The 23,567-nt window shown below is 62.3% G+C and carries 26 protein-coding genes; 11 read left to right on the top strand and 15 right to left on the bottom strand.

The genetic code is table 11. The features are described from left to right. Positions 1 to 35 precede the first annotated feature (35 nt). The 3 genes from QZ213_RS06215 to QZ213_RS06205 all read right to left on the bottom strand — a co-directional run bounded on the left by QZ213_RS06215 (position 36) and on the right by QZ213_RS06205 (position 2,500). The gene (locus QZ213_RS06215) at positions 36 to 965 is read right to left on the bottom strand and encodes an SMP-30/gluconolactonase/LRE family protein (RefSeq protein ID WP_291685185.1); all 930 of its coding nucleotides are present in this window, start codon (positions 963 to 965) and stop codon (positions 36 to 38) included. A gap of 152 nt (positions 966 to 1,117) precedes the next feature. Next, a complete protein-coding gene (locus QZ213_RS06210) occupies positions 1,118 to 1,951 on the bottom strand; it encodes an AraC family transcriptional regulator (RefSeq protein WP_291685184.1) in 834 nt (277 codons plus the stop codon). A 153-nt stretch (positions 1,952 to 2,104) separates the two neighbouring features. After that, positions 2,105 to 2,500, bottom strand: a complete 396-nt coding sequence (locus QZ213_RS06205) for a hypothetical protein (RefSeq protein WP_291685183.1) — start codon at positions 2,498 to 2,500, stop codon at positions 2,105 to 2,107. Between the two features lie 207 nt (positions 2,501 to 2,707). Between QZ213_RS06205 and QZ213_RS06200 the strand changes: the two genes are divergently transcribed. After that, positions 2,708 to 2,932, top strand: coding sequence for a hypothetical protein (locus QZ213_RS06200; RefSeq protein ID WP_291685182.1), 225 nt, complete (start codon positions 2,708 to 2,710; stop codon positions 2,930 to 2,932). Between the two features lie 226 nt (positions 2,933 to 3,158). Here the strand turns inward: QZ213_RS06200 and QZ213_RS06195 are convergent, their stop codons facing one another. Both QZ213_RS06195 and QZ213_RS06190 read right to left on the bottom strand, forming a co-directional pair. Further along, positions 3,159 to 3,593: a cupin domain-containing protein gene (locus QZ213_RS06195; protein WP_291685181.1), complete on the bottom strand. Its 435-nt coding sequence runs from the start codon at positions 3,591 to 3,593 to the stop codon at positions 3,159 to 3,161. 320 nt (positions 3,594 to 3,913) lie between these two features. Continuing rightward, complete coding sequence (locus QZ213_RS06190) at positions 3,914 to 4,567, bottom strand: glutathione S-transferase family protein (protein WP_291685180.1); 654 nt, start codon at positions 4,565 to 4,567, stop codon at positions 3,914 to 3,916. 170 nt (positions 4,568 to 4,737) lie between these two features. Between QZ213_RS06190 and phaZ the strand changes: the two genes are divergently transcribed. Then, on the top strand, positions 4,738 to 5,961 hold the full coding sequence (phaZ, locus tag QZ213_RS06185; RefSeq protein WP_291685188.1) for a polyhydroxyalkanoate depolymerase: 1,224 nt from the start codon (positions 4,738 to 4,740) through the stop codon (positions 5,959 to 5,961). Positions 5,962 to 6,038: 77 nt separating this feature from the next. On the opposite strand, the gene QZ213_RS06180 is transcribed toward phaZ, so the two are convergent. The 3 genes from QZ213_RS06180 to QZ213_RS06170 all read right to left on the bottom strand — a co-directional run bounded on the left by QZ213_RS06180 (position 6,039) and on the right by QZ213_RS06170 (position 9,554). Next, positions 6,039 to 6,782 (bottom strand): transporter substrate-binding domain-containing protein, encoded by a 744-nt coding sequence (locus tag QZ213_RS06180; protein WP_291685187.1) that lies wholly within the window; start codon positions 6,780 to 6,782, stop codon positions 6,039 to 6,041. 227 nt (positions 6,783 to 7,009) lie between these two features. Continuing rightward, a complete protein-coding gene (locus QZ213_RS06175) occupies positions 7,010 to 7,990 on the bottom strand; it encodes an AraC family transcriptional regulator (protein ID WP_291685179.1) in 981 nt (326 codons plus the stop codon). A gap of 385 nt (positions 7,991 to 8,375) precedes the next feature. Beyond that, positions 8,376 to 9,554, bottom strand: a complete 1,179-nt coding sequence (locus QZ213_RS06170) for an MFS transporter (RefSeq protein ID WP_291685178.1) — start codon at positions 9,552 to 9,554, stop codon at positions 8,376 to 8,378. Between the two features lie 111 nt (positions 9,555 to 9,665). Here QZ213_RS06170 and QZ213_RS06165 point away from each other — a divergent pair, with 111 nt between their 5' ends. The 3 genes from QZ213_RS06165 (at position 9,666) to QZ213_RS06155 (ending at position 12,927) form a co-directional block, all read left to right on the top strand. Next, a complete protein-coding gene (locus tag QZ213_RS06165) occupies positions 9,666 to 10,466 on the top strand; it encodes a helix-turn-helix transcriptional regulator (protein WP_291685177.1) in 801 nt (266 codons plus the stop codon). A 237-nt stretch (positions 10,467 to 10,703) separates the two neighbouring features. After that, positions 10,704 to 12,056, top strand: coding sequence for a malonyl-CoA decarboxylase (locus QZ213_RS06160; protein ID WP_291685186.1), 1,353 nt, complete (start codon positions 10,704 to 10,706; stop codon positions 12,054 to 12,056). 418 nt (positions 12,057 to 12,474) lie between these two features. Next, positions 12,475 to 12,927, top strand: coding sequence for a VOC family protein (locus tag QZ213_RS06155; RefSeq protein WP_291685176.1), 453 nt, complete (start codon positions 12,475 to 12,477; stop codon positions 12,925 to 12,927). Between the two features lie 275 nt (positions 12,928 to 13,202). Here QZ213_RS06155 and QZ213_RS06150 read toward each other — a convergent pair whose 3' ends face one another. Both QZ213_RS06150 and QZ213_RS27145 read right to left on the bottom strand, forming a co-directional pair. Further along, entirely contained in the window at positions 13,203 to 14,081 is an 879-nt protein-coding gene (locus tag QZ213_RS06150; RefSeq protein WP_291685175.1) for an alpha/beta hydrolase, read from the bottom strand. Continuing rightward, a complete protein-coding gene (locus QZ213_RS27145; protein ID WP_365885049.1) occupies positions 14,068 to 14,331 on the bottom strand; it encodes a DUF1127 domain-containing protein in 264 nt (87 codons plus the stop codon). Before QZ213_RS27145 ends, QZ213_RS06150 begins: the two co-directional genes overlap by 14 nt. 161 nt (positions 14,332 to 14,492) lie before the next feature. Here QZ213_RS27145 and QZ213_RS06145 point away from each other — a divergent pair, with 161 nt between their 5' ends. Next, a complete protein-coding gene (locus tag QZ213_RS06145; RefSeq protein WP_291685174.1) occupies positions 14,493 to 16,058 on the top strand; it encodes a tetratricopeptide repeat protein in 1,566 nt (521 codons plus the stop codon). Between the two features lie 145 nt (positions 16,059 to 16,203). Here QZ213_RS06145 and QZ213_RS06140 read toward each other — a convergent pair whose 3' ends face one another. The 5 genes from QZ213_RS06140 to QZ213_RS06120 form a co-directional block, all read right to left on the bottom strand. Beyond that, complete coding sequence (locus tag QZ213_RS06140; protein ID WP_291685173.1) at positions 16,204 to 17,373, bottom strand: mandelate racemase/muconate lactonizing enzyme family protein; 1,170 nt, start codon at positions 17,371 to 17,373, stop codon at positions 16,204 to 16,206. 149 nt (positions 17,374 to 17,522) lie between these two features. Beyond that, positions 17,523 to 17,783, bottom strand: a complete 261-nt coding sequence (locus QZ213_RS06135) for a DUF3297 family protein (protein ID WP_291685172.1) — start codon at positions 17,781 to 17,783, stop codon at positions 17,523 to 17,525. Positions 17,784 to 17,800: 17 nt separating this feature from the next. After that, complete coding sequence (locus tag QZ213_RS06130; protein WP_291685171.1) at positions 17,801 to 18,277, bottom strand: glutathione peroxidase; 477 nt, start codon at positions 18,275 to 18,277, stop codon at positions 17,801 to 17,803. Between the two features lie 11 nt (positions 18,278 to 18,288). Next, the gene (locus tag QZ213_RS06125) at positions 18,289 to 19,689 is read right to left on the bottom strand and encodes an amidase family protein (protein ID WP_291685170.1); all 1,401 of its coding nucleotides are present in this window, start codon (positions 19,687 to 19,689) and stop codon (positions 18,289 to 18,291) included. 203 nt (positions 19,690 to 19,892) lie between these two features. Next, entirely contained in the window at positions 19,893 to 20,150 is a 258-nt protein-coding gene (locus QZ213_RS06120) for a hypothetical protein (protein WP_291685169.1), read from the bottom strand. A gap of 300 nt (positions 20,151 to 20,450) precedes the next feature. Here QZ213_RS06120 and pqqA point away from each other — a divergent pair, with 300 nt between their 5' ends. The 5 genes from pqqA to pqqE all read left to right on the top strand — a co-directional run. Continuing rightward, on the top strand, positions 20,451 to 20,531 hold the full coding sequence (gene pqqA / locus QZ213_RS06115; RefSeq protein WP_009031067.1) for a pyrroloquinoline quinone precursor peptide PqqA: 81 nt from the start codon (positions 20,451 to 20,453) through the stop codon (positions 20,529 to 20,531). A gap of 140 nt (positions 20,532 to 20,671) precedes the next feature. Beyond that, positions 20,672 to 21,601, top strand: coding sequence for a pyrroloquinoline quinone biosynthesis protein PqqB (gene pqqB, locus QZ213_RS06110; protein ID WP_291685168.1), 930 nt, complete (start codon positions 20,672 to 20,674; stop codon positions 21,599 to 21,601). Positions 21,602 to 21,621: 20 nt separating this feature from the next. Beyond that, positions 21,622 to 22,392 carry a pyrroloquinoline-quinone synthase PqqC gene (gene pqqC, locus QZ213_RS06105; protein ID WP_291685167.1) on the top strand — a complete coding sequence of 257 codons (771 nt, stop codon included), beginning with the start codon at positions 21,622 to 21,624 and terminating at the stop codon, positions 22,390 to 22,392. Positions 22,393 to 22,423: 31 nt separating this feature from the next. Beyond that, positions 22,424 to 22,732, top strand: a complete 309-nt coding sequence (gene pqqD, locus QZ213_RS06100) for a pyrroloquinoline quinone biosynthesis peptide chaperone PqqD (RefSeq protein WP_291685166.1) — start codon at positions 22,424 to 22,426, stop codon at positions 22,730 to 22,732. Continuing rightward, positions 22,729 to 23,567 (top strand): pyrroloquinoline quinone biosynthesis protein PqqE (gene pqqE, locus QZ213_RS06095; protein ID WP_291685165.1); only part of this gene is annotated, 839 nt, incomplete at its 3' end. The genes pqqD and pqqE, both read left to right, overlap by 4 nt.

Genomic DNA, 23,567 nt, shown 5'->3' with positions numbered 1-23,567 from the left:
CGCAATGACGAAGGTTGTGGTCACGTCCGCTGCCATCACTTGTTCAGAAAATTCAGCGGCAGGCCTGATCTCGCCCAGTCCATCGCGATCAGCTCGCCCTTGCCGGACAACGTGATGTAAGCGGTCTTCAGTTCCGGTCCGCCGAAGGCGATGTTGGTGGTGACGCGGTCGCCGGTCGCCACCTGCTCCACCAGCGTGCCGTCGGGCGCGATCACGGAGATGCAGCCCGAGATCAGCGTCGCCACGCAAACATTGCCGCTCGCCTCCACCGCCAGCGAATCGAACATCTGGTAGCCGCCGAGCCCCGCGATCGGCTTGCCGCGTTCGCCGCGATAGATGACGTCGCGCGGCCTGACCTCGCCGGGCGCGGAAAGGTCGAACGCCCACAGCCGCGCCGTCGGCGTCTCCGCGACATAGACGGTGTTCTCGTCCGGCGACAGGCCGATGCCGTTGGCCGGCAGCATCCCGAACACGCCTTCGACGATCTGCTTCATGCCGGGCTTGATGTAATAGAACGCGCCGACATCCATGTCGCGGGCGCGGCGCTTGCCGAGATCGGTGAACCAGAGCCCGCCATGCCTGTCGAACACCAGGTCGTTCGGTCCCTTCAGGGGATGTTCGCCGCATTTGTCGACCACGGTTTCGATCTTGCCGGTCGCTAGGTCGACGCGCTGGATCGAGCCGCCGATATATTCGTGCGGCGCCGGTGCGCCCGGCATCATGGTGCCGCGCGAAGCGGTCCAGCCGAAGCCGCCATTGTTGCAGACATACATCTTGCCGTCGGGCCCGAGGGCCGCTCCGTTGGGGCCGCCGGGAATTTGCGCGACGACTTCCTTGCGGCCGTCCGGCCAGACCCGGGTCAGCCGCTGGCCGCGGATTTCGACCAGCACCACCGAGCCGTCCGGCATCACCACCGGCCCTTCCGGAAATTCGAGACCCGTGGCAAGGACGCGAACGTTGGGCATTGAAATCCTCCCGGCTCTTTTTGGGCGCAAGGCGGATTCCAGCGTCATCCCGCACGCGCAGCAATTTAGTTGCGCGAAGTTATGGCAAAGTCGATCTCGCTTGCCAAGCAATCAACGGCCGAGAGCCGCGCAAGGCAGCCCCGCGTGATGGGCTATTTCTTGACTGGCACCCAGATCTCGAGGCCGCCATTGCCGGTGAGCGGATCGAAATTCTCGTCGTAGCGCTCGAAGCTTGGCGCATCGGCCGCTTTCAGGCCCGAGGCCGGCAGCCAGTGATTCCAGATCGTGTTGACGGTGCGGCGGATGGTCGAGATATGATCGAGATGGGTGAAGACCGCGTATCGCTGTTCGGGAATCCGCACCTTGGAGAATTCGCGCGGCAGGTCGGAAAAGTCCGACACTTCGACGCCGGCGATGTAGTCGAAATTGCCGGCGTCGTCGCCGTTGCAACAGACGCCGTATGCCACCTTCCCGATCCGGCCGGGAATGTTCGCGACCGACTGGTGAAAGCGATGCCACTGGCCGGGAATGCCGGCGCCGTTTTCGTGATTATAGCGTTCGCCGATACCGGCGATCAGCAGCGGCTTGCCGGTTTCAAAACGCGGCGCCTGAAGATTGTCGCTGAGAGTTGAATCCATCTGGATCGGCTCCTGAAGCTTGAGATGGTCGAGACACGTTGCGGCGCGGACCGCTTCGGGTGTGACCCCAAAATGGTCGCGGAACGCGCGGGTGAATGCTTCGTGAGAGCCGTAGTCCGCATCCAGCGCCAGTTGGAGGATATCGGGCGCGCCGTCGGCCAGCGCCCGCGCCGCCTCGCTGAGGCGGCGGGCACGTACATAACGCATGACCGATAGCCCGGTCGCGGCGGCGAACGCGCGGACCATGTGAAAGCGCGAGATGCCGGCAATGCCTGCGATCTCGTCCAGCGTCAGCGCGCCGGCAAGATGGCTTTCGATGAACCAGAGCGCCTTCTGGGCAGGATACATGGACGACGAGCCTTCGTTCGAAGCGCGCCTATCATGACCTTCTCGCGCGCGGCGCGTTTGACAGTCCTTGCTCTCGTTTCGCGTCTTCGCGGAACCGTTCTCGCCATCGCGAGATGGAACCGCACCGGGCGCTTCTTGCGCTGGCAAGAATATCTACTTCGCGCCCTCTTTGGCCGGCGGCGAACTCTCCTTTGCCGCCGGCGCATCCTTCGCCACCGTCGACGGCGCGGCCTTCTTCTGATCCTCGGGCGCCTTCTTCTGCACCGCCTGCAGGTCGTCGACGATCTTCTGCAGGGAAGCGACCGTGCCCTTCAGGGCCTCGATCTGCGCCCTGGCGGCGTCCAGCTTCTGCTGGTGATCGGCCGCGAGTTTTGAAATCGTCTTCTGCAGGAAATCGACATTGCTCTGCAGGCAGCTGGTGCGCCGCTCCATGGTCTTTTCGACGGTGCAGATCTCGATGCCGGGAACATCCTGCGCCGCAGCGCGGCCGGCAGGTAGCAGGCTCGGCGCCACAAGTATCGACGCGACGAGAGCGATCCGGCCGATCATCGAAATCCTCACTCGAATTCTCACTTGAGACCCTCGGGGTAACGCCCGCCACGGTCAATTTGTTGCGAGCAAGCGGCGCGACGCCCACGATACCACACCGAAACCTCATTCGCGCGTTGAGGTTTTGCGGTCGGCACCCCAGCTATGGGAGACGGGCGCAGGGTGGAGCGCAAGAGGGTGCTTGCGCGGCTTAGGGAGACTAACGGCATGGCAACGCGCGAACGACGTCTGGCTGAATTCAATGGCGAGGGACAACCGCCGCCGGATCAGCCGGTCCAGGTGCTATGCGAGGACCACAGCGGAACCTATCAATTGCCGTTCGCCTGCCGCTTCGTCGATGGCGAGTGGCGCAACAATGAGTCGGGCGGCACCGTCGAGGCGATCGTGGTCGGCTGGCGCCTGAGCGCCCCTGCTTTGAAGCGACATGGCTGAACCCCGACCCCGTTGTGCCAAAATGCGACGGGAACCGGGAGAATTTTAAGGTTCGGAACGCGGCCGGAACGAACCGCGTCCGAATCAGCGGCCGGGCTCCGTACTCCCTTGTTCACGGCTAGATATCGGCACTACCCCGATACGCCGCGCTAGATCCAGCACGACCGCGATCGGCCGCAGCCAGCGGCCGACGACAAACGTTAATTCCTCCGGGGACGACAACCCGCTACTTCCACGGCGTCACCGGCGGCACCTTGTCGGTGGCCGGCGGCATGTCGACGGTCTTGAAATCGGCCGGGCTGACGATTTCGAGATACTCCATGTCCGGAGAGTAATCGAACAGGTAATGCACGATCCCCGGCCGCTGATGCACGACGTCGCCGGCCTGCACCAGGGTCGGCTTGTCCTCATACATGAAGCGCGCCCAGCCCTTGGTCATGATGACGATCTGGAAGTCGCATTCGTGCTTGTGCCAGCCGGTGCCGTCTTCCGGCGGCATGTCGGGATTGGCCTTGACCAGGTGGCAAATCACCTGGCCGCCGGTGGCGGCTGCGATGCCGAGATCGCGGTACAGGAAGAAGTCGCGCAGACCGCCTCCCTCGAATTCGGTGTCATCAGGTTTGACGTGGGAAAATTTGCTGACGACCGCGTGCTGATTCATCTGAAGCCTCCACCGTTCTTTCGCGAGATCGCGACAATCGCCGGCGTCCAATTTTTTGGCAGCGCGGATCGGCGCGTTCGAAGCCTGATTGTGCTATGCGAAAATCACGCCAGCCGCGCTGCGGCGCGGCGAATTCGCTCAGGCCCGCCGCGAAGGCGCGGAAGCGGTTGGACGCAATCTGAAATTCAAGCCGGGCGGTTGGCGGCCGCCACTGCGGGCTCACGGGCGCCGGCCCTGGAAATGCGTTGGCTGGCAGCAAGTTGAGCAAGACGTGCCCGCTGCTTGAGCCCTGCAAACAGGCAACGGAACGCCCGCGCTGCCTAATATTCGACCTCGAGCTCCTCGATGTCGGCAGGCTCCGCCTTCGCCGCCTCGATCCATTCGGCCATCTCCGGCAGCGCCATGATCATGTCGGCATAGGCCTTCAGCCGCGGCTCCAGCTTGACGTCATAGGTCATGAAGCGGGTCACCACCGGCGCATACATGGCGTCCGCCATGCCGCGTTCGCCGAACAGGAACGGGCCGCCCGATTTGGCCAGGCACTCGCGCCAGATCGTGCAGACCCGGTCGATATCGGCCTGCGCGCGCGACCAGATCTTGAAGCCGGGGAAATACCCCTTGAGGTTGACGGGCAGCGAGGCGCGGAGCGTCGTGAAGCCGGAATGGATTTCACCGCAGATCGAGCGGCAGTGCGCCCGTAAAACGCGGTCGCTGGGCAACAGGCCGGCGTCCGGCATGACCTCGTTGAGATACTCGGCGATCGCCAGCGTGTCCCATACGGTGGCGCCCTCGTGCCGCAGGCACGGCACCAGGATCGAGGACGACAGCAGCAGGATCTCGGCGCGCGCGGAAGCATCGTCGGGCGCGGTGACGATCTCCTCGAACGGAAGCCCCGAGAACTTGGTCAGCAACCAGCCGCGCAGCGACCAGGACGAATAGTTCTTGCTGCTGATGGTCAGTGTTGCTTTGGCCATATGGCTTTCCCCTCACGCCTGAACGCCCGTCCGGGCCTCCATGGAGTGCCCATTGTTTATGCTTCAGCGCATTTTCACCAGCTTTAGCAGCAAGCGACGTGCCAGTTTGGGAGGCGTTTGACTCCGCTTTGGCTTCGATATTGCATGGCACCGGGCAGGGGCGGATCCGGATGATGTCGATGATGTATCAGGCCTATCAGAACCACATGGACCTGACGGCGCCATGGCGGTCGGGGGCAGCGCATGCGCTGAAATATCTCAATTTGGTGCCGCAAGGCGTCTCCGACAAACTGTTCGGGCGGCTGGCCGCGGCGCTGGAGCTTATCTCGCGCACCTCGCTCACCTATACGCGTCCGCCTTACGGCATCGACAAGGTGATGGTCGGCAATCAAGAACTCGATGTGGTCGAAGAGGTCGTCTACAAGACGCCGTTCGGATCGCTCTTGCATTTCAAGAAGGAGAATTCGCCGGAGCAGCCGCGGATGCTGCTGGTGGCGCCGATGTCCGGCCATTTCGCCACGCTGCTGCGCGGCACCGTGAAGACGCTGCTGCAGGACCACGACGTCTACATCACCGACTGGCATAACCCGCGCGACATTCCGCTCGGTGCCGGCCGGTTCGGTCTCGAGGACTACACCGATCACCTGATCGACTTCCTGGACAAAATCGGTCCGCGCGCTCACATGGTGGCGATCTGCCAGCCATCGGTGTCGGCGCTCGCCGCCGCCGCGGTCATGTCGGAGAACAATCATCCGGCGCGGCCGGCAACCCTGACGCTGATGGCCGGGCCGATCGACACCCGCATTCAGCCGACCAAGGTCAACGAATTCGCCAAGAGCAAGCCGATCAAATGGTTCGAGGAGAACCTGATCAATTACGTGCCGGTTCAATGCAAAGGCGCGTTCAGGCAGGTCTATCCGGGCTTCGTGCAACTCACCGCATTCGTCTCGATGAATCTGGAGCGCCACATCAAGTCGCATATCGATCTCGCCGATCATCTCGCCAAGGGCGAGACGGAGAAGGCCGAGATCATCAAGACCTTTTATGACGAATATTTCGCGGTGATGGACCTTCCGGCCGAATTCTACATCGAGACCGTGCGCGACGTGTTCCAGGAGCATCTGTTGCCGCAGGGCAAGCTGATGCATCGCGGCCGTCCGGTAAACCCGGCCGCCATCAAGCGGATGGGGCTGATGACGGTCGAAGGCGAGAAGGACGACATCTGCTCGATCGGCCAGACGCTGGCGGCCCAGGACCTCTGCACCGGCGTGCGCGCCTATCGCAAGGTGCATCACATGCAGGCCGGCGTCGGCCATTACGGCGTGTTCTCGGGCCGCCGCTGGAACAACGAGATTTATCCGCTGTTGCGCGATTTCGTGCACGTCAATTCGTGATGCGGCGCGGGGCCGGTCCTTGCCTCGCCCATCGGGAGAGGTGGCACCGGGCATGCGGAGGCTGAAGAAACCCCGCGTCACTTCGCCGGGATCGGCGTGTCCTTCATCCCGTTGTCGTCGTAGGCCTTGCGCAGCGTACCGTTGGCGGTAGCTTCGGTCATGAATTTGGTCACGAGCGCCAGCGCCAGCGGATGATTAAGCGGCACCGCCACCGCGGTGACGGTCTGCTTGAAGGTTTCGTCCAGCACCCGCGTTCCCGGGATCTTCCTCGCCATGGCGTTGAGCTGGTCGCGCGACAGCGCAAAGGCGTCGATCTCGCCGTTCTTGAGCAGTGCGAAGATCTGGTCATAGGTCTGATAGCCCGTGACCTTGGCATTCTTCAAATGCGCGATCGCGCCCCGCATGGTGGTGGTGTTATTGACGGCGGCCACCTTGATGCCAGGCTGATCGAGGGTCGCGAAATTCGTCGCCAATGAGCCGGCCCTGACGATGTAGGTCGCATCCGCGACTTCATAAACCGGACCGAACGACATCCGCGCCTCGCGTTCCGGATCTTTGGGCAGGAAGCTGACGTCCCAGGCCCCCGTCGACACAGCGTCGACGATCTGCCCGGAATTCTGGTACGCGACATATTCCACGGGTACGCCGAGTTCCCCCGCCATTTCCTTGCCGAGATCGACCGGCACTCCGGCGTAGCCGCCGGCTTCATTTTTGGTGGACCAGAACGCACCGCCGGCCGGGCTGATCGCGATCGCCACCCGCAGCTTGCCGGTCGGCGCGATTTCGTCTTTCAGGGCATCGGCGCCCGCAGGGACTGCCATCATGACCGAGGCGCCCAGAATGAGACCGGCAAGGCGCGGCAAAGCTCGATTGGACATCGCATACTCCCTCCCTTGGCCCGTTATCTAGATCGAGCCTTCACCGGCCATTGTGGTCGATTGCAGGAAGCGGCGAAACCGGAATTGCCAGGCCGCACTCAAGAATTTGTCATGGCGCGGCCCGCAAAGACCGCGTCATCGAGTCTGGCGCGGGCGAGCCGGCGGCTTGCCTATTGGCGGGTTCGCAAAATGGTTTCGGACGGCAGCTCGCCGAAAGCTTCGCGATAGTCCTTCGCAAAGCGGCTCGGACTTGCAAAATTGCTTTTGAAGGCCGCCGCCGTCACGCTTACCCTGGGATCGCCGGACGTCAGGATTTCCCGCGCGCGCTTGAGACGGATGGCCTTGGCGAAGGCCATCGGCGAATAGCCGCGGCTGCGCTCGAAAGCCCTGAAGATCGCGCGCGTGCTGACCCCGGCTTCAGCCGCCAATCGATCGATGGTGAGCGGCTGCTGCCAGTTGGCTTCGATGAACTCCTCGATCCGCCGGACCACCCAGGGCGCAGGCATGCTTTCCTGGCTTTCCAGGAGATGGCTGAACGCGTGGCGAGCTGCATAGAGAAAGGCGATCTGCACCGCCTGCTCGAGCTCCCGGCACACGGCCACTGGCAATGGACACACCGCCGAGTCCAGTTGCTGCGCAAGAAAGCGGATGAGGTCGGCAAGGCCTTGCGCGTGAGGCCCGCCCGCGGCGATCGCGGACTGGAACGTCAGTTCGCCCTTCGGCTTGGCGCCCAGCAACGCCGTCATTCTTTGCAACAGCGCCTGCTCGCTCAGGCGAAGCGTCAGGCGTTCATGCCCGGCCTCGCAAACCATCAGCGAACGGCTGCCCGCCGGCGCGATCGCGAACTGATGTTCGTTGATATCGGTCGTCCGGCCTGCGACAGTGGTGGCGGCGCGGCCCCTGTGCGCGATCTGCAGCCGGATGAAGTCGGTCGCAAAATTGTCGATCACGAGATCGGCGGTGGTGGCGCCGAAGGCAAGGCCGGTCTCCTGCAGCCTGATGAGATTGACGCGCGCCTCGAAACCGTCGGTGTTCTTCAGATCGATCCCGGCCGCACCAAACAATGTCGAGCCTAATTCTCGCAGCTCCTCAGGATCGGACGTTCGGAAGACCGGGAAACGGTGCAGGGGATCGGTTACAGCATTGAGCATGATTGTCCGTTGTCAGGTTCAATGAACGACTCGACGTCAGCAGTCTGGCGCAACCTTAAGCTTTTTCGTTGCCAGGTTTTCCTGCTAACGGAAGCCTAGCTTGATTTGGATCAAGTCCGCAGCAACAGCCCTACCCAATCTGGGTACTCGCTCAAGAAACGTCCCCGAAACACCGGAAAGCGGTGCAATGGATCGACTGCAACATCGGCTGTGATTGCCCGGTTGCAGGGTGAACGAACGGTTCAGCCTGCCATTACGACGCTCGTTTGCCCATGTTTCAGTGGTTTGACCGAAGCCGTATATCCGGGGTTCTACGGGGTGCGGCAATGCACCTCTGTTGCACGGAGAAAGTCCGATCAGTGAGTCGGACGTCATCTCGTCGTGATCAATTCGCACCCGCCGCCGGCACCTTGATCTCCGCCGGCAGGATGATCGCCGCGGCGATCACCAGCAGACACAGCCCGGCGAAGGCGTGCAGCATGGTGACGAAACCGCCCTGCTGATACAGCCACGCCACCAGGCCGACGGACGCGCCGGCGGCCGTGAAGCCGATGAAATAGCGCACCGCATAGGCGCGCGAGCGCCATTTCTCGCTGGTGTATTTGCCGACCATGGCGTCGTTGACGGTAACCTGGCCGAACGCGCCCATCACGATGCCGATCGCAGCGATGATCAGCGGCAGGTTCGACAGCGTGGCGGCCAGATACAGGAACGGCGCCAGCACGAACGACAGCGGCAGCGAGACCGCTTTCAGCGAATAGCGGTCGATCAGCTTGCCGATGGTGTATTGCGTCATCGCGCCGAACACATAGACGCAGGCCGCGATCACGCCCAGGAGCGCCGGGCTGCTGGTGAGATCGCTCAGTCGTTCCGCAAACAATTTCGGCAACGCCACGGTCACGGCGTTGAAGGTGGTGGAGATCGCGAGCACGACGATCAGGAGCGCGACGATCACCCGCCACATGTCCTGCTTGGCCACGCGGGCTTGCGCCGCGGCCTGCTTGAAGCCGGAGCGGTCCTCGTGCACCACCGTTAACGCAAAGGCCACGCCGATCAATATCGTGACAATGCCGGGAATGATGAAGGCAAAACGCCAGCCGAGATACTGGCCGACCACGCCGGTCACCAGCGCCGAGGACGCCACGCCGAGATTGCCCCAGACGCCGTTCAGCCCCATCTCGCGGCCGAGCCGGTCGGCATAGGATACGATCATCGCGGTGCCGACGGGATGATAGATCGAGGCGAACAGGCCGATCGACAGCAGCGCGGCGCCGAGTTCAAGCTGCGTCTGCACCAGGCCGACCGCGATCATCGAGGCGCCGATGCCGACAAAGAAGATCACCATCATATGGCGGCGGCTCCAGCGGTCGCCGAGCCAGCCGGTCAGGAGCGAGCCGGCGCCAAAGGCGACAAAACCGGGGGTGGCGTAAGGCAACAGCTCCGAATAGGCCATACCGAGCGCCGGCCCCATCACGATGACGGCCGCAGCAAAGATCAGCATCGAATAATGGTCGATGAAATGGGCGGCGTTGACGAAACCGATCACCCGGGCTGGGCTGTTCATTGGCAAATTCCTTGGCAGAACCCTTGGCAAAATCCTTGGCACAATCCCTGGGTCGAATCCTCAGGGCTTTTGCAGTAGGTTATATGGTCTTGTCCTGACGGGATGTGGCCAATGAGTATCGCCGAAACGCCAATTGCCGCCATCCGGGCGCGCCACACCGCGACTGGCGACGGCGTGCATTTGGTCGCGCGCAACTACCGCAGGGGTGTCCGGCTCGACACCCATATGCATCGCGAGGCACAGCTGGTGTACGCGGCGAAGGGAACGATGCAAGTCACGACGCCCAAGGGTCGATGGCTGGTGCCGCCGGACCGCGCGGTGTGGGTGCCGGCGCGGCTCGAACACGCCATCGACGTGCTCGCGGACATCGAGATGCGGACGCTGTATTTCGATCTGGCGTGGCTGGCGGGGGAGCAACGCAGCGAAAGCCTCAACTCCGAATTCGTGGTCCGGGTGTCGCGGCTGCTGCACGAAACCATTCTGGCGCTGTTCGACGGCGGCAATAGCCCTGAACGCACCGAGCTTCTGATAAAACTGGCGGTGCTCGAGCTGCATCACGCCGAGGATTCCACCACCTTCATTCCGCTGCCGCATGAACCGCGCTGCCGTCGCGCCGCCAACATCGTGCTCGCCGATCCCATCCGCGCCCACGAGATCGAAACCCTGGCGCGCGCGGTCGGGACCTCGGCGCGGACGCTGTCGCGGCTGTTTTCCTCGGAGACGCAGCTCAGCTTCAAGAGCTGGTGCCAGCGCGCGCGGATCGCCTGCGCGATCGAAAGATTGTCGATGGACGGCAATATCCCGGTCAAGCAACTGGCCTCCGACCTCGGCTACGCCAGCGTTCCCGCTTTCTCGCATGCCTTCCGGCAGGTCACCGGCAAGACCCCGACGGAGTTTTGGGGGATGAAATGAGACCGAGTCGAGTATTCGACCGTCATGCGCGGGCTTGACCCGCGCATCCATCCCATTTCACGAAAGCATTTTTCGAAGGAGATGGATGCCCGGATCAAGTCAGGTCAAGCCCGGCCATGACGGTCTTTTTTTGCGAGGTTGTCCGTTTTTTAGGCTACTCGCGCCCGCTTGATTGTGGTCGGCTTTGTCCTAAATCCCATGTAAGATTCTGCCGGATCTGGATTCGACATGCCCGCCATGAACAACGCCTTCTTCTCGGACCTTCTCTCCTCGATTTCCGAGCGCGGCCGGACGCTGCTTCGGCGCGTCGGGTCATCCGAGGCCAAGCCGGATGGGGCCGAGCTGATCGCGCTGTGCGAGGCGCTGCTGTCAGGCCGGGGGGAAGCCTCCGGAACCGCGATGGCGCGCGAGGTTCTCGACCGTTATCATACTCTCGACGACGCCGAGCGGCTGGCCTTCTTCGAAACGCTGACCAGCGATTTCGGTCCGGACCGGGAGAAGCTGGCCGAGGCGATCGAGAGCTGGCGCGCACAGCCCAGCGACGAGGACGCCAGCGACCTGCATTTCGCTTCCGAGCCGCGGCGGCAGGAACTGATCCGCCGGCTGAACCGAGCGCCGGGCGGTACCAGCGAACTGGTGGCGATGCGCGCCGATCTGCTTCGCCTCATGAACGGCCACAGGGACCTCGCCGCGCTCGACCGTGACGTCGTCCATCTGCTGTCCTCATGGTTCAACAGGGGGTTCCTCGTGCTGCGCAGGATAGATTGGTCGACACCGGCGAATATCCTGGAGCAGATCATCCGCTACGAGGCGGTGCACGAAATCCACGACTGGAACGATCTGCGCCGCCGCATCGATCCCGCCGACCGGCGCTGCTATGCGTTCTTCCATCCCGCTTTGGTCGACGAGCCCCTGATTTTCGTCGAGGTGGCGCTGACGGAGCAGATCCCCGGCGCGATCGCGCCGTTGCTCGCCGCGGATCGCCAGCCGGTGCCGGTCGAGCGCGCCCGCACCGCGGTGTTCTATTCGATCTCCAACACCCAGCGCGGCCTCGGGGGAATTTCCTTCGGCAGCTTCCTGATCAAGCAGGTGGTCGAGGAATTGCGGCGCGAATTGCCGAAGCTGGAAAATTTCGTGACGCTGTCGCCGGTGCCGGGCTTCGTGCAATGGCTGAAGCAGGCGAACGACGTTCCGGTATCCGATGACGAGCGGACGCTATTGGAAAACCTCGACAAGCCCGACTGGTTCAAGGATGCGGAGCTGGAGCCGCAACTGCGCGCCGTGCTCGAACCGCTGGCGGCGCATTATTTCCTGAAAGCGCGCACGCCGAAGGGCCGCCTGATCGATTCGGTGGCCCGATTCCATCTCGGCAACGGCGCGCGGCTGGAGCGGATCAACTGGCTCGGGGACGTCTCGCAAAAGGGCTTGCGCGAATCCGCCGGCATCATGGTCAACTATCTCTACCGCATCGAGGACATCGAGAAGAACCACGAAGCCTACGCCAACCAGGGCGAGGTCATCGCCTCCAGCGCGGTGAAGAAACTGCTGAAGAGCGAAGGCCGGCGGCTGCTGGACATGCGGCTTTCGTAGGCCTCCACCGGCACCACGGTTCGGTCCGTCTCGCGCAGCGAGTCTCAAAGGATGGACGGCCCCACTGTCGGCCGTCGTGCTTCGAGACGGCCGCTGGCCGGCCTCTCAGCATGGCGGGGATGGAGTGCGCCCGCTTCTCCATCCATGTCATTGCGAGCGCAGCGAAGCAATCCAGCCTTATCGCGGCAAAGCGGGATTGCCTGGAGTCGCAGCCGGACCTCGCCGTTTGGAATAGAGCAGAGACCGCGGGCTTTTTCCGTCGAGTCTGGCTCAAAAAAGTCTACTCAAATGTCGGGCTGCCAGATCTCCATTCGTCCTCAGACAAGCCGGTGCAAAGAAGCTACCCGGCAAGGCCGATCGCGGAACTCCGCCAACCCTTGGGCTCGTTTGGTACCCACCAATAGCTAGGACTCCCACAATGACTTCAATTACGCCATTCCTCTGGTTCGACAACAACGTTCCTCAGGCTGTTGCCTTTTACAAATCTGTATTCCCAAACGCCAAAGTCGAAAACGTCAACGACTTCATGGCGACTTTCGAACTCGAAGGACAGCGCTTCAACGCTCTCAACGGCGGGCCAAAATACAAATTCAACGAGGCCGTTTCTTTCTTCATTAGCGTCGAAAGCCAGGAGCAGGTGGACTACTTTTGGAACCGACTAACCGCGGATGGCGGGGAGGAAGGAAAATGCGGATGGCTCAAGGACAAATTCGGCTTGTCCTGGCAAGTCGTGCCTGCCGCGCTCGGCCGCTTTCTGGGAGACCCCGATCGCAATAAGGCCAATCGCGTCATGCAGGCAATGTTAAAAATGCGAAAAATCATCATTGCCGACCTCGAATCGGCTTTCGTGGACGGATCTTCGAATAAATAACTCCGCGGCTTGCTGACCGGAGGCGCCCCCGTTGGGGCGCTTCAGCGGTATCCCGGGATCACCACGCCACGGTCAATCGCGTCGGCTTGAGAGGCGTCGATCACTTCCGGCCCGGCCCGGTCAACAGGCATTTTCGAGGTGGCTCAGCATGTCGTAGACGTGCCAACAACGGGCATACGACCGTTGTCTTCATGGATGAGGCCGCCAGTTGATGCGGCCTCACTCCTTCTGCGCAAGGCGCTTACGGAATTGCATCGTCCTCGGCCCTGAGGCCTCTACGAACTCTCTGAGGAGCCTGTGTAATCGCCAGCCCGGAATTGGAAGGGAGAGGCGATGCATACGCTGGTCCAAGCCAGGCTTTCCGCTTTCGAAACATGATCTCCGACAAGTTGGGCCACTTCTCCCGCGTGCGTAGCCGTCATGAAATGGCCTGCCCCGGAAATAGTGCGTAGCGAGGCGTTCGCCAGGGCGCCACTCAAGATCTCTGCGCTTCTCCGCAAGGAATGAGCGCTGCGTTCGCCCCGAATAACGAGGCTCGGAAGCAATATATTGGCCAAAGCCGAGAGGGGGCTATCGAAGCTCGAGCGAATGTCCAGAACATGGGTCGGCGTGGTTTCAACAATATACTCTCGCATCCAATACGGGAGAGTATCAAAGCTTCCCCGGCCATCGAGATAATCGACCACCCGGCGCGCCGCTTCTTTGTCACCATTTTCGCACGACCGTACATAGTCCTCACGCATCGCGATAAACTGCTCATGGAGCGCGAGTTCACCCTCTTGGCGCAAAAGGCCGAACGCCACCGGCTCGATCAAGGTCAGACTCATGAGGGGGACAAGTCCGCACAGCGCGACATCCAGGCAGACTAGTCCTCCATAGGAATGTCCGACGAGGTGCACAGGAGCACCTACGCGACGAATCACAGCTTCGACAATCTCTGCCTGTCGGTCCAATGACGTGTCGGTTCGCGTCCGGCATTCCCGCGTGCCGCCATACCCACGGAGGCTCGTCGTGACGGTCCGGAAGCGACCGTCCAGTGCCGCGATCACACCGCGCCAGGCCGACATGGTGGCCCATGAACCGGGCACGAACACGATTGTCGGCCCTGCCCCCTTTTCGCTGTAGTCGATAACTCCGTGCCTATCTTGCAGCATCTGCGTCTCCCGGGCTGCGCATAATCGCGAACGGGCCTGCCCAGACGTCCGGGCGGTGCAGGCCAAGGTCGTCAAGCTCGAAGTCGCTGAGCGCGGAGGTCTCTGCTCTTCGCCTACGGCGCCGGCGTAAGGCTGAGTCGGCCCTTGACGGGACCTTGCGCAATAGCTGAAGCGCCCCGCATCGTGTCCGAAAAAGCTCAGGGGCTCCGATTGGCCGGGTAGCCTCGCTTGCCCAAAAGGTCGCCTTCATTGTTACGATCCCCGGTCGGATAACTTCCGTCTGAGGAGACGATGCACGAGGCGCAGGTCCGACACTTTACTAGCCGCTTACATTTGCTTTACTGCCGACTGATTTCGGGCCTACGAGGCGAGCCCGATCTCACTCTTATCCAGTAGGAAGGAGTTCCTAGATTGCGCTATTTGTTTGAAGACTTCGCGCTTGATGTCGACAAACGGGAGCTATTTCGGGGAGCCGATGCTGTTTCGATTTCGCCCCAGGCACTCGATCTTCTTGTTTGCCTGATCCGCAACCGCGAGCGCGTGATCAGCAAGGACGACTTGATCTCCGCGATCTGGGGAGGCCGCATCATCACCGACGCAGCGCTTGCTACGCGCCTTAACTCAGCCCGTGTCGCCATCGGGGACACCGGCGAGAAACAGCGTCTTATCAAAACGCTGCAACGCAAGGGCTTTCGTTTCGTTGGGACAGTGCTGGAGGTCCGGAAACCCGATGATGCCACAGCCGCCAGCGGCGCAGCTCAACGGCCGGAAATTCCCGACAAGCCATCGATCGCAGTTCTTCCATTCGAAAACATGTCAGGCGATCCGGAGCAGGAATACTTCGGCGACGGCCTGGTTGACGATATCATCACTGCGCTCTCACGATTTAGAGCACTGTTCGTAATCGCCCGCACTTCGTCGTTCACCTACAAGGGAAAGATCGTCGATATAAAGCAGATTGGAGACGAACTCGGTGTCCGCTACGTGCTGGAAGGAAGTGTGCGCAAGGCCGGTACACGCCTAAGGATCAACGGGCAGCTCATCGATGTCACGACAGGCGCCCACCTCTGGGCCGATCGATTTGACGGCACCCTGGACGATATTTTTGATCTTCAGGACAAAGTCGCTCAGCAGGTCGTCGGCGCGATTGCGCCGGAAGTCGACCGCGCCGAGATCGAGCGAGCAAGCCGAAAATCGGTCGGCAATATCGACGCGGTGACTGCATATTACCGTGGTTTGCCCCATATCCAATTTCCAACCAGCCCAGCGAATAACGACGCCGCTTTGAGGGATTTCCATGACGCAATGGCTCTCGATCCGGGTTTTATGCCAGCCTACGGCGGCGCTGCGGGTTGTCTTGGATGGCGTCGGGCTAACAACTGGCCCGGGAACGTCGAGAAAGACAATGCCGAACTCTTGCGCCTGGCGGAGCGCGTCAAGGAATTGGGCACAGACGATGCCCTCGCTCTAGGTGTTCTGGGCTTCAATCTTTTCTGGATGCTGCTGGACTTCGATCGCGGGCTTGAAATGGTCGAGCAGGCGATCCAATCGAACCCAAACTATGCGCGCGCATACAACTACAGGGGACTGTTGCGCGCCTGGCACGGCGCGTCCGAGGCGGCGGTTGCCGACCTTGAGCAAGCGATGCGTCTCAGTCCTCGCGATCCGGTCAACTACAATGCGATGATGGGGCTTGCCGTTGCGCATCATAACGCCGGCAGGCACCACGAAGCAGCTGAGTGGGCCGACAAATCCCTTCGAGCGTTTCCCCCCGCCTTTTTTGTAGGAATGACACAAGGTATCCTGTGCTACGTGGCGGCAGGAAGAATGGAAGACGCTCGAAAATTGATGGCGGAATGCCTTCGTCTGGTTCCGAAATGGCGTCGTTCGACATTCGTTGCTCCACAATGGTTTAGATCGGCCAAACTTAGAGCGGAGTTAGTGGAAGCGTTCATTGCTGCGGGACTGCCCGAGTAGGCCTGCCTTTTGCCCTACCGAAGGAGATGCGGGCGGATCGGCCATTCCCTGGCATGTTGAAAACGCGAACCCGGAATCTCGAGATTGCCCGATGTGCAATTGCACATCTGAGGTTCCTGCTTCGCAGGCCCCGGAATGACGGTGACTACGACGCCAGCGCCTTCATCTCCCTGTAGAGATCCGCCTTCCCCTCAAAACCGATGCCCGGCAAATCCGGCATGGTGATGTGGCCGTTCTCGACGCGGACGCCGTCGGGAAAACCGCCATAAGGCTGGAACAGGTCGGGATAGCTTTCATTGCCGCCGAGGCCGAGGCCGGCGGCGATGTTGAGCGACATCTGATGGCCGCCATGCGGGATGCAGCGGCTTGGCGACCAGCCCAGCGTCTTGAGCACTTCCAGCGTGCGCTGATATTCGCACAGCCCGTAGGACAGCGCGCAGTCGAATTGCAGCCAGTCGCGATCGGGCCGCATGCCGCCGTAGCGCAAGAGGTTGCGCGCATCCTGGTGGCTGAACAGGTTCTCGCCGGTCGCCATCGGCCCGGGATAGAATTCCGCCAGCGCGGCCTGGAGCTGAAAATCGAGGGGATCGCCGACCTCCTCGTACCAGAACAGCGGATACTCCCGCAGCATCTTGGCATAGGCGATGCCCGTCTCCAGGTCGAAGCGTCCGTTGGCGTCGACGGCGAGCTGCGCCTGATTGCCGATCTCCTCGAGCACGGCTTCGATGCGCATGCGGTCTTCGGCGATCGGCGCGCCGCCGATCTTCATCTTGACGACGTTGTAGCCGCGATCGAGATAGCCGCGCATCTCGCCGCGCAGCATCGACAGGCCCTTGCCCGGATAATAATAGCCGCCGGCGGCGTAGACGAACACGCGCGGATTCGCCGTCCGTCCGTGACGTTCGGCAAGCAAGCGAAACAGCGGCTTGCGCGCGATCTTGGCCACCGCATCCCACACCGCCATGTCGATGGTGCCGACCGCGACCGAGCGTTCGCCATGGCCGCCCGGCTTTTCGTTCGACATCAACGTCGCCCAGATCCTGTCCGGATCGAGATTGTCGCCGGCCTCGTCGAGCAGGGTTTTCGGATCGGCCTCCTTGAGGCGCGGGGCAAAACGCTCGCGGATCAATCCACCCTGCCCGTAACGGCCGTTGGAATTGAAGCCGTAACCGACCACGGGCTTGCCGTCGCGCATGACGTCGGTGACGACGGCGACCAGGCTCGTCGTCATCCTGGTGAAATCGATATAGGCGTTGCGGATGGGCGACGAGATCGGCTTTGTGACTTCGCGGACGTCGACGATGCGGACGGACATTGTTTTGGCTTTCAGGATGGTAACAGTGATCGCGGGCAGACCACGTACAGGCCGTCATTGCGAGGAGCACTTGCGACGAAGCAATCCAGCTTCCGCTTTGTGACGCACCATGGATTGCTTCGCTTCACTCGCAATGACGAAGCGGGTGTTCAAGCCGCGCCCTTGTCGCGGAAATACGGTTCCACCGGGCCGTGGACCTTGATCGTCAGCGGATTGCCGTAGCGGTCCTTGGCGTTCCCTGCGGTGACGCGCACCCAGCCCTCGCTGACACAATACTCCTCGACATTGGTCTTCTCCACGCCCTTGAAGCGAATGCCGACGTCGCGCGCCAGCACCGCCTCATTGTAGTAGGGGCTCTTCGGATCGGTCGAGAGACGGTCGGGCAGTCGATCGGGCGTTTGATCCGTCATGGCGTCGTTGTTCTCGTTCACAGCAGGGCCTCGATTTCCTTTTTCAGGGATTCCGGGGTGGTGGTCGGCGCATGCCGTGCGACCACCTGGCCCGAACGGTCGACCAGGAATTTGGTGAAATTCCATTTGATCGACGAGCCCAATAGCCCGGATTTCTCGCTTTTCAAATAGCGATAGAGCGGATGCGCCTCGCCGCCATTGACGTCGATTTTGGCGAACATCGGAAAGGTGACGGCATAATTGCTGTCGCAGAACTGCTCGATCGTCTTGGCGTCGCCGGGTTCCTGCTTGCCGAACTGGTTGCAGGGAAATCCCAGCACCGAAAAGCCGCGCGGGCCAAGCTCCTTTTGCAGCGCCTCGAGGCCCCGGTATTGCGGGGTGAACCCGCAGGCGCTCGCGGTGTTGACGATCAGGAGCACCTGCCCCTCGAACCGCTTCAGCGGCACGTCCTCTCCGGCCAGCGACATTGCGGTGAAATCGTAAATGCCCGCCATCGTGTTTCCTTCTAACCCACGGGATCGATCGGCGCGGGCGGCGTTCCGCCGGCTTCGATCGCCTCGCCCGCTAGCAGACAGAGATCCTCGCGGTAGCGGCCGGAGACGACTTGAACGCCGACGGGAACCCTCCCGACCAATCCCGTGGAGACCGTTAGCGCAGGCAGCCCCATGAAGGGAATGGCGATCTGCGTGAGCTGCGCCCGCCATACCCGCTCGAACGAATCATCGTCGCGCATGTCGAGGCCGTCGGGAAACGGCAGTTCGCCGGAGACCGGCATCAACAGCACCGGATAGCTCTCGAAGAACTGCAGCCATTCGCGCGTCAGGGTCGCCCGCCGTGTCAGCGCTTTCGAGAAGGCGGCCGCGTCGAATGGAAACACCTTTGCCCGGTTGCCGCGCAGGCAGGCGAGCGCGCCGGGATCGCCTTCGCGCTCGGCGGCGGCAAGCTGCGCCTCATAGCCGTCGCCGAGCCACAGCTTTGTTTGCAGGTCGGCAGCCTCGCGCAGCGGCGGCGTGGTCTCGATTTCTTCCACCACCCATCCGGCGCGCTCCAGGCGCTTGCCCGCATCCAGAACCGCCGCTTTCACTTCGGCGAAGGTCTCAAGACCATCCGGCTGGAGACACAGCGCCGCCCGCCTGGGCATGGCGGGTCCCTCCAGCGGCGCCGGCACCCACCAGGGATCGCGTACGTCTTTGCCCGACATCGCGGCCAGCGCGATCCGGATATCGCCGATGGTGCGCGCCAGCGGACCGGAGACCGCCGATATCTGCGGCCCGATGCTGCGTTCAGGCAGCGCCGCATTGAAGGCCGCGATGCGGCCGACGGTCGGCCGCAGACCGTGAACGCCGCAGGCATAGGCCGGATAGCGGATCGAGCCGGCGATGTCGGTGCCATGCGCGATATGACCGATACCGGCGGCGACCGCGGCCCCTGCCCCGCCGGACGAACCGCCCGGGGTGATGCCCGCGTCGCGCGGATTTTTGGTGTCGCCATGGACCAGATTGGTGGTGAACCAGCGATAGGAAAACGCCGGGCAGTTGGTGCGCCCGAGGATCACGGCACCCGCCTTGCGCAGATTGTCGATGACGGGACTGTTGCTCCGCGCGATGACCTCGCGCTGCAGCTTGAGGCCGTTGGTGGTGGCGAATCCCTCCTGATCGATATTGACCTTGACGGTGACCGGCACGCCCGCGAGCGGACCCACATCTTCGCCCCGCATGATCGCCGCATCGATCGCCGCGGCTTCCGCCAGCACGTCCTGCGGCCGGTGGTCGACCACCGCGTTGATCGAGGGATTGACCGCGTCGAGCCGCCCCAGCGCGGCCAACGCCGCCTCTTTCGCCGAAATCTGTTTCGATGTGACCAGGCCGGCGACATCAGCGGCCGGCAGACGCCAGAGATCCTGCATTGCTCACTCCATCCGAACGCCCGCTTGTAGCGTTACGTGGCAATGCTTGTCGAGGATGCCTGCCGGCCGTCATTCCGGGGCATCGCGCAGCGATGAACCGGGAATCCCGAGCTCGTCTTGCGAGATTCCGTTCGCGCGGAGGCTGTCATCCGGCCGCGCTTTGCGCGGACCCGTTGGCGCGCCACGGAATGACGCATGGAGCGTCAGTGTTTCGTGACGGGAATATCGGAGAAGTCGAGGATCGCTTCGGTAAAGGGAAACTCCAGCACGATCTCGCCGGTGTCGTCGGTCACTTCGAGGACCGCACTCAACAGACCGCCGTCCGTGCCTTCGGACTTCAGCAATTCCCGGATCATGGCGCGGGCCACTTCCCATGCGCGATCGGGATCGCGCAGCTCTTCGCCTTCGGGATCGGAGATCAATTCATCCTCGATACGGGTGTTGAAGAAATAGCGCGGCATGGCTCTTATCCACTTGGGTTGAGGGCTCCCGTTCGGGAACCGGTAGCGGCTCACAAGTTCTTTATCCGGAATTCGCCGGGTGAGGTCGAGCCGGAGCAGGCTTCGGGATTGCTCGGACGACTATGAACCCGTTGATCCGTCTTTGGTTTGACACTCCGCCGCACAATCCCGTGAATTCCTGCTGCGTCGCAACATGAAAACCTGAGGCTTTATGGCGAAGATTTCACTGGCGAACTTTTCATTCCCGACTAGTTTATCTCCCGAGGGCGGAATGCGTCCGATCTAGCTAGGAGAGCCAAAATGGCCTGGAAGACCCCGAAGATCGTCGAAGTGCCGGTCGGCATGGAAATCAACATGTATGCGTGCGCCGCCCGCAAGTAAGCGGCTGCGACTTCACGTTTTGAGTGAGGTGGACCTCCAGGCATGACCCGTTCCTGACTGAGGAGCGTCGGTCACGCCTGCGTCCACCTTCAAAGCTTCTTGAGTGTCGGAAGCTTTCGAATCTCCAGGAGAGACGGATCATGCTTCGCGTCGTCGTCCTGGGCGCCGCGGCGGGTGGTGGCGTTCCGCAGTGGAACTGCGGATGTGCGGTTTGCCGGAAAGCACGGAGCGAACATCCCGAGCTGCAAAGCACGCAAGCCTCGATCGCGGTCAGCTCCGACGGCGAACACTGGTTTCTCATCAACGCCTCCCCCGATCTGCGCCAGCAGCTGATCGCGACGCCGCAGCTTCACCCCGAGGCCGGCAAGCTTCGTCACAGTCCGATCGCAGGCGTGATCCTGACCAACGGCGAGATCGATGCGGTCGCGGGCCTGTTGTCGATGCGCGAAGGCTGGCCGTTCACGATCTATGCGCATGATAAGGTGCTTGCGATCCTCAAGGCGAACAGCATCTTCAATGTGCTGGGCGAGAAGAATGTGCGGCGCCAGGCGATCGAGATCGACAAGGCGTTCGAGCCGGCCCTGCCCGACGGCGCGCCGTCCGGCATCGAAATCGTGCCGTTCGAGGTTCCCGGCAAGAGCGCCTGGTATCTGGAAGGCAAGGCCCACCCCGGCGGCAGCGATGGCGCCGGCGATACGCTCGGGCTTCGAATTAAAGACAAGGCGACGGGCAAGTATTTTTATTTTCTTGCGGCCTGCGCCGCCGTCACCGATGATCTCAAGGCCCGGATCGCGGGGGCGCCGCTGGTCTTCTTCGACGGCACGGTATGGCGCGACGACGAGATGATCACAGCCGGTCTCGGCACCAAGACCGGGCAAAGCATGGGACATATCGCCATGTCCGGCGATGACGGCGCGATCGGAAGCCTGGCCGGCCTCGATATCGGCCGGAAGGTGTTTCTGCATATCAACAATTCCAATCCGGCGCTGCTGCACGACTCCGCGGAGCGCAAGATGGCGGAGCGCGCGGGATGGCAAATCCCCGCCGATGGAACGGAGATTACGCTTTGAACGCGATGACAGAGAACGCGATGAAACCGGACGGGATGACGGCGTTTTCGCGCGGCGACAGCGCACCCCTCAACAGCGCCGAAGAACTGGAAGCGGCGCTCCGCCACATCGGGGCAGTGCGCTACCACAATCTGCATCCGTTTCACCGGCTGCTGCACGGCGGCAAGCTCAAGAAGGGCCAGGTGCAGGCCTGGGCGCTGAACCGCTATTATTACCAGAGCACCATCCCGATCAAGGACGCGGTGGTGATCTCACGCTTCCGCGACCGCGCCACCCGGCTGGAATGGCGGCACCGGATCGAAGACCATGACGGCGATGTCGGCACCGAAGGCGGCATCGAGCGCTGGCTGAAGCTGACCGAAGGTCTCGGGCTCGACAGCGCTTACGTGGAATCCACCGAGGGCATCCTGCCCGCGACGCGCTTTGCGGTGGAGGCCTATGTGCATTTCGTCCGCGACAGGAGCCCGCTGGAGGCCATTGCCTCCTCGCTGACGGAGCTTTTCGCGCCGAACCTGCATGAAGAACGCATCGCGGGAATGCTGGCCCATTACGACTTCGTCAATCCCGACATCATGAGCTATTTCAGCCGGCGACTGACCCAGGCGCCGCGCGACGCCGGTTTCGCGCTCGACTATGTCAAGACCCACGCCAGGACGCCGGCGGAACGCGAGGCGGTCTGCAACGCGCTATTGTTCAAGACCAATGTGCTATGGGTTCAGCTCGACGCGCTGTATCATGCCTATGTCGAAGGCCACATTCCGCCGGGCGCGTTCGTGCCCAAGGAAAAGTAGAGCAAAGATAGAGCTGCAACAGAGGGAATCCATGGCGGGCCGCAACATCAGTGTCAGCGAGACGAGCCGGCCGGTGCTGCCGCGGCACGCCAAGCTGAAATTCGATGAGACAAGGCAGGTCTGGGTCATCCTGGCGCCGGAGCGGGTGCTGGCGCCGGACGAGATCGCGGTGGAAGTGCTGCAGCTGTGCGACGGCGTGCGCTGCGTGGCAGACATGATCGACCAGCTCGCCGCAAAATACGCCGCGGAGCGTAGCGCCATCGCCACCGACGTCATCGCCATGCTGCAGGACCTTGCCGACAAGGGATTTTTGACCGAAGCGCGCGAGAAGACCTCATGAGCCCGACGCTGACAGACGCCCATGTCATAGGTGCCCATGTCGCGGCCAGCGATCCCACCGACGGACTCGCGGTGCTGGAGAACCGCGGCTCGACGGCCGAAACGTTCGGCATTCCGCTCGCGGTGCTCGCCGAACTGACGCATCGCTGCCCGCTGCAATGCCCCTATTGCTCCAACCCGGTCGAGCTCGACCGCGGCGGCAGCGAGCTCTCGACCGAGGAATGGAAGAAGGTGCTCTCGGAGCTCGCCGAAATCGGCGTGCTGCAGATCCACTTTTCCGGCGGCGAGCCCACCGCGCGCAAGGACCTGGTCGAACTCGTGCAGCACGCCAGCGATGTCGGGCTGTATTCCAATCTGATCACGTCAGCCGTGCTGGTGACCCGCGAAAAACTCGCGGCTCTCGCCGATGCCGGGCTGTGTCACGTGCAGATCAGTTTTCAGGGCAACGAGCCTGCCGTCGCCGACCGCGTCGCCGGCTTCAAGGGCGCGCACGCCAGGAAGATCGAAGTGGCAAAATGGACGCGCGAGCTGGACCTGCCGCTGACCGTCAACGCGGTGATGCACCGGCAAAACCTGTTCCAGCTGCCTGACATTATCCAGATGGCGGTCGATCTCGACGCCGACCGGCTGGAAGTCGCCAATGTGCAATATTACGGCTGGGCGCTGAAGAACCGCGCGGCGCTGATGCCGACGCTCGCCCAGCTCGAGGAAACCACCCGCATCGTCGAGGGCGCGCGCGAGCGGCTGAAAGGCACCCTCGCCATCGACTATGTGGTGCCGGATTATTACGCGCTGCGGCCGAAGAAATGCATGGGCGGCTGGGGCCGGCAGTTCTT

The organism is Bradyrhizobium sp., assembly GCF_017881085.1.
Classification (GTDB): domain Bacteria; phylum Pseudomonadota; class Alphaproteobacteria; order Rhizobiales; family Xanthobacteraceae; genus Bradyrhizobium.
The sequence above is the reverse complement of the archived record's forward strand: the minus strand, read 5'-3'. Positions and strand labels throughout refer to the sequence as shown.